The sequence below is a fragment of the Trichococcus patagoniensis genome (genome assembly GCF_003051085.1).
In the GTDB taxonomy this organism is placed as follows: domain Bacteria; phylum Bacillota; class Bacilli; order Lactobacillales; family Aerococcaceae; genus Trichococcus; species Trichococcus patagoniensis.
Window position 1 is genome coordinate 125,175 of record NZ_QAOM01000008.1, and the last position, 12,726, is coordinate 137,900.

At 46.0% G+C, this 12,726-nt stretch carries 13 protein-coding genes; 5 read left to right on the plus strand and 8 right to left on the minus strand.

Annotation, left to right across the window (positions count from 1 at the left end):
* Positions 1-18 precede the first annotated feature (18 nt).
* The gene (gene coaBC, locus C8U37_RS07070) at positions 19-1,239 is read left to right on the plus strand and encodes a bifunctional phosphopantothenoylcysteine decarboxylase/phosphopantothenate--cysteine ligase CoaBC (RefSeq protein WP_108032559.1); all 1,221 of its coding nucleotides are present in this window, start codon (positions 19-21) and stop codon (positions 1,237-1,239) included.
* Between the two features lie 661 nt (positions 1,240-1,900).
* Here coaBC and C8U37_RS07075 read toward each other — a convergent pair.
* Together C8U37_RS07075 and C8U37_RS07080 are read right to left on the minus strand one after the other, a co-directional pair.
* The gene (locus C8U37_RS07075) at positions 1,901-2,284 is read right to left on the minus strand and encodes a hypothetical protein (protein ID WP_108032560.1); all 384 of its coding nucleotides are present in this window, start codon (positions 2,282-2,284) and stop codon (positions 1,901-1,903) included.
* 174 nt (positions 2,285-2,458) lie between these two features.
* Complete coding sequence (locus tag C8U37_RS07080; protein ID WP_108032561.1) at positions 2,459-3,079, minus strand: redoxin domain-containing protein; 621 nt, start codon at positions 3,077-3,079, stop codon at positions 2,459-2,461.
* Between the two features lie 211 nt (positions 3,080-3,290).
* Here C8U37_RS07080 and C8U37_RS07090 point away from each other — a divergent pair, with 211 nt between their 5' ends.
* Both C8U37_RS07090 and C8U37_RS07095 read left to right on the plus strand, forming a co-directional pair.
* Positions 3,291-4,418 carry a hypothetical protein gene (locus C8U37_RS07090; protein ID WP_211306149.1) on the plus strand — a complete coding sequence of 376 codons (1,128 nt, stop codon included), beginning with the start codon at positions 3,291-3,293 and terminating at the stop codon, positions 4,416-4,418.
* Between the two features lie 13 nt (positions 4,419-4,431).
* On the plus strand, positions 4,432-5,109 hold the full coding sequence (locus C8U37_RS07095) for a PspA/IM30 family protein (protein ID WP_108032562.1): 678 nt from the start codon (positions 4,432-4,434) through the stop codon (positions 5,107-5,109).
* A 183-nt stretch (positions 5,110-5,292) separates the two neighbouring features.
* Here C8U37_RS07095 and C8U37_RS07100 read toward each other — a convergent pair whose 3' ends face one another.
* The gene (locus tag C8U37_RS07100) at positions 5,293-5,844 is read right to left on the minus strand and encodes a tyrosine-type recombinase/integrase (protein ID WP_108032563.1); all 552 of its coding nucleotides are present in this window, start codon (positions 5,842-5,844) and stop codon (positions 5,293-5,295) included.
* Between the two features lie 366 nt (positions 5,845-6,210).
* On the opposite strand from C8U37_RS07100, the gene C8U37_RS07105 reads away from it, so the two are divergent.
* Positions 6,211-7,179 (plus strand): DUF1002 domain-containing protein, encoded by a 969-nt coding sequence (locus C8U37_RS07105; protein WP_108032564.1) that lies wholly within the window; start codon positions 6,211-6,213, stop codon positions 7,177-7,179.
* 187 nt (positions 7,180-7,366) lie between these two features.
* Positions 7,367-8,083: a M50 family metallopeptidase gene (locus C8U37_RS07110; RefSeq protein ID WP_108032565.1), complete on the plus strand. Its 717-nt coding sequence runs from the start codon at positions 7,367-7,369 to the stop codon at positions 8,081-8,083.
* Between the two features lie 67 nt (positions 8,084-8,150).
* Here the strand turns inward: C8U37_RS07110 and C8U37_RS07115 are convergent, their stop codons facing one another.
* The 5 genes from C8U37_RS07115 to C8U37_RS07135 form a co-directional block, all read right to left on the minus strand.
* Positions 8,151-8,531: a hypothetical protein gene (locus C8U37_RS07115; protein WP_108032566.1), complete on the minus strand. Its 381-nt coding sequence runs from the start codon at positions 8,529-8,531 to the stop codon at positions 8,151-8,153.
* Between the two features lie 133 nt (positions 8,532-8,664).
* Positions 8,665-9,930 carry a diaminopimelate decarboxylase family protein gene (locus C8U37_RS07120; RefSeq protein WP_108032567.1) on the minus strand — a complete coding sequence of 422 codons (1,266 nt, stop codon included), beginning with the start codon at positions 9,928-9,930 and terminating at the stop codon, positions 8,665-8,667.
* Positions 9,927-10,631 carry a TrmB family transcriptional regulator gene (locus C8U37_RS07125; protein ID WP_108032568.1) on the minus strand — a complete coding sequence of 235 codons (705 nt, stop codon included), beginning with the start codon at positions 10,629-10,631 and terminating at the stop codon, positions 9,927-9,929. Before C8U37_RS07125 ends, C8U37_RS07120 begins: the two co-directional genes overlap by 4 nt.
* A 156-nt stretch (positions 10,632-10,787) precedes the next feature.
* Positions 10,788-11,405, minus strand: a complete 618-nt coding sequence (udk, locus tag C8U37_RS07130; protein ID WP_108032569.1) for a uridine kinase — start codon at positions 11,403-11,405, stop codon at positions 10,788-10,790.
* A 142-nt stretch (positions 11,406-11,547) separates the two neighbouring features.
* A complete protein-coding gene (locus tag C8U37_RS07135) occupies positions 11,548-12,486 on the minus strand; it encodes an AEC family transporter (RefSeq protein WP_108032570.1) in 939 nt (312 codons plus the stop codon).
* Positions 12,487-12,726 lie beyond the last annotated feature (240 nt).

Genomic DNA, 12,726 nt, shown 5'->3' on the forward strand with positions numbered 1-12,726 from the left:
GTAAGCGGGGCGTATAATTTGTTAACAAACAAGAAAGTAACCATCTATGTAACGGGCGGCATTGCAGTCTATAAAGCAGCCGATCTCGTCAGGAAATTCATCAAAGCGGGTGCCGAAGTTAAAGTTGCGATGACTGCTTCAGCCCAGGAATTCGTTACACCGTTGACTTTTCAGGTATTGAGCAAGCATGACGTCTACACAGACACCTTTGATGAAAAAGATGCGCAGTTCGTCAGCCATATCCATTTGGCTGACTGGACGGAGCTTGCCGTTGTAGCGCCAGCAACAGCAAACATCCTCGCCAAGATGGCGAACGGCATTGCCGATGATTTTGTGTCGACCGCGCTGTTGGCGACGACGGCTCCACGCCTGATCGTGCCTGCCATGAACCAGCATATGCTGGAGAATCCGGCTACTGTGCGGAATATGGAAGCTCTGAAAAGTTATGGCTATGAACTCATGGAGCCTGACACAGGCTTTTTGGCTGAAGGATACGAAGGGAAAGGGCGCATGCCTGAACCTGAAAAAATTGTAGAGGCAGCGCAGCTGGTCGTTCTGAATAACGCCAAAGAACTGCCTTTGAAAGGCAAAAAGGTGCTCATCACAGCAGGAGGAACAAAAGAGCGCATAGACCCGGTCAGATTCATCACCAATGATTCTTCCGGTAAAATGGGCTATAGTTTGGCGAAAGCTGCCCGTGACTTAGGCGCTGAAGTGACATTGGTCACCGCAACGAATCTGTTGCCGATTCCTTTTGGGGTCGAAGCAATATCCGTACAATCGTCCAAAGAAATGGAATCAGCAGTTTTAGATAAATTTCACAATGTCGATATGGTCATCATGGCAGCGGCTGTATCTGATTACAGACCCAAAACGCAAGCGACAATCAAAATCAAGAAAACGAACGAGGATTTGACTCTGGTTTTGGAGAAAACGACGGATATCTTAGCTGAACTCGGAAAAAGAAAAACGGGTCAATTTTTGATCGGTTTTGCGGCTGAAACGCATGAAGTCGAACATTATGCGATAGACAAGCTGAAACGCAAAAATGCGGACATGATCGTAGCAAATGACGTTTCAAAAGAATATGCAGGATTCAACAAAGATACAAACGAAGTGATCATTTACCAAGCGGATAAAGAACCGATCCAAATTTCGGTGCGTTCAAAAGATTTGATTGCGGAGGAAATATTATACGCAGCGATCGATTCGATGCATGATGAAGTTGGCACGGACTGAGTTATAAATAACAAAAAAATATCATAATGTAGCAAAATTGCGATAATACTGATTATTTCGCAATTTTGCTATTTTTACGTGGTGCTGTCAGGATGAATATGATTATTGCGGTTTCTTATAACTTTTATATTTAACTTTGTATAATATATATTATGTAAACTAGAATGTAGAATTTTCCCAGATACGATCTAATGCGGCCATAATCCCCCGTTTTTCACGTTTTTGTAGGTCCGAAATCGCCTCAGGTTATCTATTTATAATTATTGGCATCAAAGGCATTACTTTTCATGTTCATCCGTTGGATTCGTTGCTTTAGGGTTAATCAAATTATAAATGCTGGCAATCCAACAAAATAATTAGCTGGACGATCAGCCAGTACAAACAAGCATTTATGGATTAGATTGACATGAACATAATCAGGTCGCTGCAGATAATTATTGTTGAAGGGGCAGCTGATAAAAGTTATTGAGCCGCGATTGAAGGAATCTTAAGTCACAGGAAGGTTTGCGATGGTATTTGAGTCATTTGGCTTGAATAATGGGAGCTCCCATATAACGGGTCTTAGTTATAAGCCTGAAATACAAATCGGCTTATCTGCGTTGAACGAACGGGATAAAATCCCGCCTGAATCACAGATAAGCCTCATTAAGCATCACAGTTGTCAGTCGAAATATTCAAAAAGCTTATCTTTGACTTCCTCAAGAAATTCCAAATCCGATGCAGTAGGATTTTCGATTTCCAGCAATGTAAGATAATCATCCGTATCCACGCTGTTGACGACCAGTTCGGCTAAAGAACCATGGGGAAATTTGTTCATACGGATGTCCAGCTCAGATTCCAGATAAGCACGATTACAACCTGAATAGGACTGAACCTTCCTGATTAAATCATCATAATTCACATTTTTTCTTTGCTCTGTTATGATTTCTTCCATGAAGGTCAGGATTTCTTGTTCCGTTTGACTCTTGAATTCCGGAGTCACCCTTTCTTTCAGAACCAGCAAAAATTGCTCCAATTTCAATCTGTTGACTGTTACGTTTTTCATAGCACCATTCACTCCTCGCTCCAGATAGGCTACCAGTGTCGTTTACACCTATATATTACCACCTTGAGAGCGGATTGGACGAATGATAGCGTTTGGATGATAGGCATTAAAAAAGCCGAATGCGCCCTTTCCTTCTCCAGGGAAATGGTCGCATTCGGTTCTGTCTTTCTATTTTCAGTTTCTTACGGGCACAGCCTGCAGCATTTGGTACAATTCTGATGGAGATGGCACGTCGCTTATGTTTTCAGAGTAATGGCTCAAAACAACTTGCCCTTTCCTGTCGACGACGATTGTCGCTTGCAGTTGCAGTTCATTCCCCTCAAAACGTTGGCATTCGATCCCGTAGTATTCGAATTCCAGCAGTTTTTCTTCGGAAACGCCGTAAACAAGATTGCGCATCGAATCCGATGATGGGATATCAAAGTGTTCGTACAAGGCTTGGTCAGGGTCTGCTATGACGGTATATGGAATTTTCATTTTCGCAGTTCTTTCGGAAACGGCGGCTTCCGTCCCCTGAATCACCATCATGATCTCGATCCCCTGATTTTTGAGGAAATGATAGGCATCACGGTATTTCAGCATGTCCAGCTGACTCATGCCGCACCCAAGATGTCTCAGGAAAATCACCGCAGTGAAATCGCGTTTCAACTGAGATCGGAAACTTTCGCAATTCCCATTCATCGTCAAAAATAAAAAATCGTCTATTTCTGTTCCTTCGGTCAATTTCACTTGGCCCACCCCTTCCGCATTTTCCCGCAACAGGTCGTTTCTGATGCAGCCTGCCGTTCCCTTCACACAATTTGTTGACTCTATGTAAGAATATCTTATCGTTTCTTTCTGAATTTGTCGATGATATTGTTACATTATTCGTCAGAAAATCTGACATGCATTTTTCTGAGGGGTGTAAGTGTTGTCATATTTATCCAATGGCTTTAAATTGACAGCGCTTACGCACTGTGATAGATTGACTTTGATGAGACGAATAAGTACTCAAGGAGGTGTATTTATGGCAAGAGGTGGCGGTGGCGGATCACGGGGAGGTGGTGGTTCTTTCGGCGGGAGCCGTGGTGGCGGAGGCCGCAGTAGCGGTGGTCGCGGCAGTTCTTTTGGAGGCGGATCCTTCGGTGGCAGCAAAAGCGGTCGAGGTGGCGGATCGTTTGGGGGCGGCGGTTTTAATATCCCCCGTTCCGGTTCAAGTGGTCCGATTTTGCGGAGTGGCCCCATTATCAGAGGGCCATCATCTGGCGGTCCCAATTATTCCGGTGGAGGTCCCAGAGGTGCTCCGGGCTGCGGTTTAGGCTGCGGTACGATTGCGCTGGTCGTGATCATTCTGGCTGTCGTATTCGGTTTGATTTTCTCTTTCAATACGGGATCTTCCCTTTCTGGTTCGGGCGGTGGCAATGAAATCACACTTTCTACAGTGGCACGGGAGCCCCTACCAAGCGGTTCTGTCACTGAAACGGATTATTACACGGATACGATCGGATGGATCGGAAATCGCTCGGAATTGACCTCCGGAATGAAGCATTTCTACGAGAAAACCGGCGTGCAACCCTATCTATACTTGACGGATGACGTCAACGGTTCGACGAATCCCTCGATGGAGGAATTGGAAAGCTTCTCCAATAATCTGTATGACGAACTTTTCACGGACGAAGCCCATCTGCTGTTGGTCTTCTTCGAATATCAGTCCAGCATGTACATGGATTATTATGTGGTCGGCACGCAAGCGGCCACCGTGATTGATACAGAAGCCGGTGACGTCTTGCTCGACTATATCGACTCCTATTACTATGATGACAACAAAACGGACGAGGAATTTTTCAGCCATGCTTTCCGGGATTCCGCGGATCGCATCATGGAAGTGACGCGTTCCCCATGGATAGCTGTTCTGATCATTTTCGGTGTTATTATTCTGCTCGCCCTGCTGTTCTTATGGTGGCGGCATGCCAAAAAACAGAAGAATCTGGAAGCGCAGCAAACGGAAGACATTCTGAAAACACCGTTGGATACGTTCGGCAATACCGAGACGGAAGAATTGACGAAAAAATATGATGCAGATGTCCCGCAGCAAGTCGATACCAGCCCTACCCCGCAGGCAGAAGACGAAACCAAGGAAGACACGAACCCATAAGGAGGAAACAGAAATGGCAATACTAGAGAGATTTTCGGATATCATCAGCGCAAACATCAATGCTTTGATCGACAAAATGGAAAATCCGGCAAAAATGATTGACCAATACTTGCGCGACATGATGGAAGATTTGGCTGAGGTCAAAAGAAGCACGGCCGGTGTTATGGCGGAAGAGACCCGGACCAAGCGTTTAGTCGATGAAAATCAGGCGGAAGTCATCAAATACACCGATTATGCCAAAAAAGCCTTGGAAGCCGGCAATGAGAACGATGCCCGCATCTTCCTGACCAAAAAGCAGGAATTGGAAAATGTCGGTGCAGGATTAGCAACTTCGTATGCCTCAGCGCATGAGAATGCTGTCAAGATGCGCCAGATGCATGATAAATTGGCAACCGACATCGAAACGCTCAAATCCCGCCGTGAAATGATCAAGTCCAAGATGGCTGTCGCCAAAACCCAGGAAACCCTGAACAAAGCGACGGATTCCATCGCCAGTACGAAAGGTGCCATGAGCTCCTTCGAACGGATGGAAGAAAAAGCCGACAAACTGTTGGACGAAGCGAATGCGATGTCCGAGTTGAACATGACGCCTATCGACGAAGCAAAAGCGCTGGAAGAAAAATATGCCAGCCAAGGATCGGCATCCGTCGAAGATGAACTCGAGCAAATGAAAAAAGACATGGGATTATAAAGTCATATCACATTCACAAAAAGTGCACCCTGCCGATTTGGATGGCGAGGTGCACTTTTTTTGTATGCTTGATTTCCGGTATTTTTGCTGATTTTGCGGAAACGTATTTTGAGGCGATTTCAAACAGGATGACGTACCCACCATCACGAAACTCTCTCAAAATGCGTTATTTTTTTATGGGAGTTAAAACCCGAAATCGACGCGTTTGTATACGTTGTTGATGTTCTCTTGGGTGATGTCGATATAGCGGAGCGTGACCGCTTGTGAAGAGTGCTGAAAAATCGTTTGGAGCAAGGAAATGTCGACGCCCTGCTTGTAGGAATGATAACCGAAGCTCTTCCGAAGCGAATGGGCGCTCAAGGTGATGCCAATCATATCACCGGCATGTGCGATGATGCGGTGTGCCTGCGTGCGCTTGATATGGCTGCTCCTGTCGGCATTGGAATAGAACAAATAATCAGACGCCTCCAGTCCCTCCTTTTCCACATAATCCGAAATGGATTGTTTCAAGCGGTCATGGATGGCCAACTCTTTTTTCTTGCCGGTTTTCATTTCCACGATCTGATACGACTCTTTCCCCAGCACTTGCCCTACCTTCACGTTCAGGATATCGCTGATGCGCAGTCCTGTGCGGATGGCATACTCCAGCAGTAGGCGATTTTTCGACTGAGGCGGATAAACGTCCATCAATATTTGGATTTGGCTGATGTCTTTGATTGCATGGGTGGTATTCAATGGAATGTCCTCTTGTTTCCTCTATTTTTTACCCGCTAAAATCGGGTTGTTTTCTGTAGAATTCGATAAAAAAAGCATACCATTTCGGCATTGATAAATCAACGTTTTACGGGGAACACAATTATACATGTGTTCCCTATTTTGGTGTCCATTCTCATCATTTAGCCAGCTGCAGAAACGACTTTTCAGACGATTTCGGGCAAGATTGCGGCCAACTGTGCGTGAAGCTGCACGATAGACTCTTTTTGCGGAATACTTTGACTTTACGACGCTTAAACTTCATAATAAATTAAAGAAATCATAATACTTTTCGTAGCCTATCTTTGATACAATGCTAGCATGCTACGAAAGAAAGAAGGTTAAACCATGAAACTGAAAAAAATGATGACAGTAGGTCTGGCTTCGTTGACCTTATTAGGAATTACCGCTCCGGCAGCGTTCGCCGATAAAATCGCAATCGAACCGATCTTCACATACGGCGAAAGTCTGAATGCCTCCCAACTGGAGGAAACCAGAGAAACACTGGGAGTAGCCGAGGGAACGAACGAGCTGGTCGTGGCAGTCAATGAACTGAACGGCTTGCTGCAGGATGATTATCCTTATAGTCAAGTCTATTCGAGCACTTACATCACACCTGCCGACAGCGATGGTGCTGTTTCGGTAGAGATTCTGACTCCTGCAACCATTACCGCCATCACGGAGGCACAATATAAGAATGCAGCCATCACAGCAGGTGCAGTGGATGTGGACATCAAAGTGGCATCCGCAGTCACAGTTGACGGATCAGGAGCATTAGCCGGTGTTTACAAGGCTTTTGCTGATTCAGGGAACACGTTGGATGCAGCAGCTGTGGAAGTCGCCCAGGAAGAACTGGCCGTCACTTCTGCTGTAACCGAGGAAAACCAAGACAACAGCGGCTATTCGGATGAATTGATGAACGCGGCAATCGTGGAAATGAAACAGGATATCCAGGAAGCGAAGGATGCGAATAACGGTTCGCTCGGCGCTGATGAGATCCGCCAGATTGTAGAAGATGTACTGAAGAACTACAATCTTGACACCATCCTCTCCTCCGACAACATTGCAAACATCCAAAACCTGATGATCAATTTCGGCGACATCAATCTGACCACTGCGCAAAAGGAACAGATCGCCGCTTTCGGTGAAGAACTGCAAGCCACTGGCGGGAAATTGTTCGAGCAGGCAAAAACAGCCTGGAGCAATGTCGATCAGGGACAACTTAAGGAAGACAGCATGGGAATCTGGGAATCCATCGTCCAATTCTTCACCAACCTTTTCGGCGGGAATGACAGCACTACGACTGAAGCCGAATAACTGAAGCGCCTTTAACTGCACACAATAAGAAGCCTTCCTTTCTGATCCATCGAAAGGAAGGCTTCTCGCTATTAGCGACTCATTCGTAACAACTATGATAGCTCCCTTTCATCTTCACAAAATAATCCAATTTGCATGTTATCCTCTGAATGAGTATCACTGCATTTGTTGAAAGGAGGATAATATTATGATGGACTTTCCTGTATTGCTTGTCCTCTTTTTTGCGGTGGCCTATTTCACATTTTCCAGCCGCGGCATGCTTGCGTATACGTTCGGCATTTATCTGGACCTCCCCAACGTCATCATCCACGAATGCGGCCATGCTCTGACTGCGCGCTTATGGGGCGGAAGCATCCAGTCGGTAAAATTCAATGTCCTTCCCTCGATCGTCAAAAGCGGCGGTATCCTCGGTGTAGCCGAAATAGGAAACCGCAGTTGGTTTGGAATGATATTCAGTTTGTTGGGCGGTTATGTATCGCAGGCGCTGTTCTTTGTGGCAATTGCTTATTTGCATCTGCAAGGACAGCTGCTATGGATCATTCCGCTTTTCCTGGCCATCTATTTGCTAACGAATTTGTTGGCGATAGAGAAGAGCTTTTGGCAAAACCTGATCATTCTGATTGTCATTGGGGCTGCCGTTCTGCTATACCGGAACAACTACAGCTTTCTCTTGCGGATGTATCAATCAGTGGATGTCATCACAACCGGTTTCGTCATCTGGTATATGCTGGGATTGGCCCATCAGTTTTTCATCGTATTATTTTTGAAGAATGACAGCCATTGGGACGGAACGGCCTTGGCAACAAAAACGTATATCCCCTCCGTCGTTTGGAAAGGCATCTTTCTCATTGCAATGGGCGGAGCCTATTTCGCCCCATCTTGGCTGCAACTATTGTTGGTTTGAAATCCTATAGTCAAAAAAGCTGACGAATCACCTGCACAAGGGCGGTTCGTCAGCTTTTTGGTTGGTTTTATTGTTGGGCCAGATGCGCTTCAATTTTGGCAATGTCGATCCAATCTTTTTCTCTGCCCAGCTGTTTCTTCATAACGATGACTGATTCCAGGCTCGCAATCGGAACCTCCTCGATCATCGTGATATCCCCTCTATGCCAATCCTCGAAAATTTCCACATCATCGCTGTAGATCACTTTGCGGGCAAAGTCGCCTTGTTTGATCTGGTATCCTTGATCCGCTAAAGTATGGAACGCTTCCTTTGTGCAGCTGATGTCGATATCTTTTGTTTCCTCTTTTATGCCATGCATCACCAGGGCAGTCCCAGTGATGACGCAATAGTCTCCCGGCTTCAACGGAAGCGCCGAAATGCTTTCCTTGATCGTTTCTTTTCGGAACATATCCTTCACTCCTTGCTTTTTCATCCAAGGAACATTATATCATGCAGTCAGATCAATTTCTTGAAGCGAAGCCAAAATAAGAGGGGCCAACGAACATTTTCTGTGCTCGTTGGCCCCTCTTATTTGATTCCGTTTATTTTACGTCTTTGAAAAGGCCTGTGAAGTCGAACGTTGCAAAGTAATCTGCAGGCGTTTCAGCGCGGCGGATCATTTCCGTACCGCCGTCTTCCTTCAAGAGGATTTCGGCCGAGCGCAATTTTCCGTTGTAGTTGTACCCCATCGAGAAGCCGTGCGCGCCGGTGTCATGGATCACGACCAAGTCACCGATGTCGATTTTAGGCAGCATGCGGTTGATGGCAAATTTGTCGTTGTTTTCGCATAAGCCGCCGGTCACATCATACATGTGGTCAGCCGGTTGCTCTTCTTTACCCATCACGGAAATATGGTGGTACGCTCCGTACATCGTCGGACGCATCAAATTGACTGCGCTGGCATCCAAGCCGATGTAATCTTTGTAGATGTGTTTTTCATGGATAGCCGTTGCCACCAAGCAACCATATGGTCCAAGCATATATCTGCCCAACTCCGTATAGATCGCAACATCACCCAGACCGGCAGGGACCAAGATCTCTTCAAATGCCTTGCGGACACCTTCACCGATTTTTGCTACATCCGCAGCTTTTTGTTCCGGAAGGTAAGGGATTCCGATTCCGCCTGAAAGGTTGATGAAAGTGATATCCGCTCCGGTTTCTTCCTTCAGTTCAACAGCCGTCTGGAACAGGATGCCTGCCAGGATCGGATAATACTCATCCGCTACGTTGTTGCTGGCCAAGAACGAATGCAATCCGAAGTGTTTCACGCCTTTTGCCATCAATTTTTTGAAGCCTTCCGTCAATTGTGGGCGTGTGAATCCGTATTTTGCGTCTTCGGGTTTGTCCATGATTTCATTATTGATCGTAAACTCGCCACCTGGATTGAATCGGCAGCTGACCGTTTCCGGCAATCCGGCTGCTTCTTCCAAGAAATCGATGTGGGTAATGTCGTCCAAATTGATGGTCGCATTCAGTTCGCGGGCGAATTGGAAATCTTCCTTAGGCGTCACGTTTGAGGAAAACATAATTTCTTCGCCTTTGAAGCCGAGCGCATCGGACATCATCAACTCTGTATAAGTTGAACAGTCAACGCCACAGCCTTCTTCCTTAAGAATCTGCAGAATGGCCGGGGTAGGTGTTGCTTTCACGGCGAAGTATTCTTTGAAGCCTTTGTTCCAGGAGAAAGCCGCATTCAATTTGCGCGCATTCTCACGGATACCTTTTTCATCATATAAATGGAAGGGTGTCGGATACTGTTGCACGATTTCTTCCAATTGCTCTTTTTCAACAAATACTTTTTTTGTCATTTCGCTTCAAATCCTCTCATCATTTCGACTACTTTGATTTCGTTCTGCAACGATTCTTTCAATAAATCAACTACATTTTTCTTTCCGGAGTACAGGCAAGTGGAAAACTCGCCCTCATCGATATCTCCAGTCAGAACCGTCGTGGAATCCACGATGATCCTGACTTGCTTCTTCGGCTTCTCCAGAAGATGGACAGTCATCCCCTCTTGAGGAAACGGCGTATCGGTTATGACGACCAATTTTATGCCGCGCTGATGTGCTGCCTGCATTTCAGCCAAAAGAGCCGGCAGGATATTCCCCGAGACGGACAAGTACACGCGGGACTTTGATTCGGATATCATATTGCGCATTTTATCCATGATGCGGTGTTCGCCTGTGATGGTTATGTAACCCTCGGCATCTTCTCTCCTTTGGGGGATGTTCTTTATCAATTCCTGCTTCGTTTCCTGAAGAGAGCGGATTTTGTTTCCACAGAACTCTTCCACGGGCACGGGGGTGTACCGGGTTGTCTCGCCTTCAATGATGAAGGCTGCTCCTTTTTCGACCAACGAAGCCAATGATGCATAGGCGTTCGAGCGCGAAATGCCGGTTATTTTCGATACTTCATAGCCATTCAGGTCCCCATCCGCAAGCAAAGTCAAGTAGATGGTCGCTTCATGCCTGGTAAGGTTAAATCGGGTCAACAATTCTGTGTTATCCACTGAATAGATCCTCTCATTTCGATGCGTGTTCTGCTTTTTTGACAGTAGTATTACTGCATAGGAACACTATATACTATTTCTGTTTTCTTGTCTATTTCTAATGCTTTTTTCATGAAATGTTTTTTTGAGATTTATCTATTGGGACCGTCCCGCTCTTTAGACATGGTGATGGCTATAGTGTTCCACCAAATCCCCCAACATGTCGGTGGCGATGTCATTCTGGCCCCCGCGCGGAACGATGATATCCGCCTGGATTTTCGATGGCTCAATGAAGGCATCGTGCATCGGTTTGACGGTCGTCAGATAGCGGGCGATCGTGCTTTCATACGTGCTGTTGCGCTCACGGATGTCCCGTTCGATTCTCCTGATCAGACGTATATCCGGTTCCGCATCGACAAATACCTTGATGTCGATCATGGAAACCAGTTTGGGTATGGCCAAAATCAGGATTCCTTCCAGGATGACGACTGGCTTCGACTCGATCGGGGTCGTCTTTTTCGAACGCGCTTGGATACTGAAATCGTAGATGGGTGCCTCGATGTCTTGCCCTGAACGGAGTTTTGCCAAATCTGAAATCAACAGTTTGTTATCGAACGCGTTAGGATGATCTAGATTCAGGTTTACACGCTCTGCTACGCTCAGATGCGTCTGATCCTTGTAATACCAATCCTGCGACACATAGACAACGTTGCCCTTGCCCAGTCTTTTCGCAATCGTTTTTGCTACGGTTGTTTTGCCGGCTCCCGATCCGCCGGTTATTCCGATGATGATCATCTTTATCGTCTCCTGTCCTAAGGTGGTCGTGGTCCTTCTACATCCATTATAAGCTTTCACCGGGCCATAGGCGAACGCGAATGGACAAAAAAGGAAACAAGAATCTGCTTCTGCCGCAGGCTCTTGTTTCCTTACATTTTATTCAAATCAAAAATAATGATTTCAGGACCGTTATGAACACGACCAAACTAAACATCGAAAAGATGGTAGTGAAAACGACGATTTGACTCGCCAAATCCGGGTCCCCACCCATTTGTTGCGCCATCGTGTAGCTGGATACGGCTGTCGGTCCACCCAACAACGTCATCATCGGCACCAGATTTTCTCCGGTCAATCCGTAAAAGACAGCCAGCGTCAGACCGATTATCGGGATCAAAACCAATTTGAAGAATACAGTTATTGCCAGTTGGATCCGCGCATTCTTCAAGGCATCAAAGCGGAAAGTGCCGCCCATGACTATCAGTGCCAAAGGTGTGACTAGCCCTCTGATTCCGCTCAGCGTATCGTCGAGGAACAGAGGAAATTTCAATCCGGAAAAGCTGATCAGTATTCCGATGATTGTACCGAGGAACATCGGATTCTTAAGGATATCCAAGAGTATCCGAACGGGTTGGATTTTATGATCCGAATAGATGGATAGCGCCACAACCGACAGAACATTATTCAAAGGAACGATGACCGCAATCAGTATCGATGTCATCCCCAATTGGCTTTCCGACAACAATGAAGTAGCGATAGGCAAGCCGAACAGGACAAAATTGGAACGGAATGTCCCTTGCAGCATCACCCCGCGTTTGGCATTGTCCTTTTCGATCCGCGGAATGAATATAGCAAAAAGGAGGAAGACGCTTAAGGTGAGGCCGACAGCGAACAAGAGCACATCCACTCTGAAGGTGCTTCTCACGTCCGCTTCGTAAACGTTCATCAGGAGATTGATCGGCAAAAAGAACCGGAAAATGGCATTGTTCAATTTTTGATAAGTCGTGCCATCCAATAGGTTGGCACGCAGCAATCCCTGTCCGATCAACATGTACAATAATAAAGGCATTACCGCATTCAACGCAATGGAAAAATTCTGCAACTGATCCTCTCCGTTTCTGAAAGTAAAAATTGATGACGATTTAGTAATTTTGAATAAATGAAGGCTGATTCAAACAACAATATCAGTGTACCATAGATTTTCGGAGATGGAATATTGATTGCTCGACCGTAATGTGGCTCATATAGTTTTACCGGATCCGTATTATTTTCCATACGAGTAATTGCAAGTCTGCCTATCGGGATCGTAAGCTATCTGATTTCCCCTGATCCTCACTATACC

Coding starts and splice junctions, on each gene's coding strand:
- C8U37_RS07075 (WP_108032560.1), bottom strand. CDS start 2,284: ATGAAAAACGTAACAGTCAACAGATTGAAATTGGAGCAATTTTTGCTG.
- C8U37_RS07090 (WP_211306149.1), top strand. CDS start 3,291: ATGGCAAGAGGTGGCGGTGGCGGATCACGGGGAGGTGGTGGTTCTTTC.
- C8U37_RS07095 (WP_108032562.1), top strand. CDS start 4,432: ATGGCAATACTAGAGAGATTTTCGGATATCATCAGCGCAAACATCAAT.
- C8U37_RS07105 (WP_108032564.1), top strand. CDS start 6,211: ATGAAACTGAAAAAAATGATGACAGTAGGTCTGGCTTCGTTGACCTTA.
- C8U37_RS07110 (WP_108032565.1), top strand. CDS start 7,367: ATGATGGACTTTCCTGTATTGCTTGTCCTCTTTTTTGCGGTGGCCTAT.
- C8U37_RS07115 (WP_108032566.1), bottom strand. CDS start 8,531: ATGTTCCGAAAAGAAACGATCAAGGAAAGCATTTCGGCGCTTCCGTTG.
- C8U37_RS07120 (WP_108032567.1), bottom strand. CDS start 9,930: ATGACAAAAAAAGTATTTGTTGAAAAAGAGCAATTGGAAGAAATCGTG.
- udk (WP_108032569.1), bottom strand. CDS start 11,405: ATGATCATCATCGGAATAACCGGCGGATCGGGAGCCGGCAAAACAACC.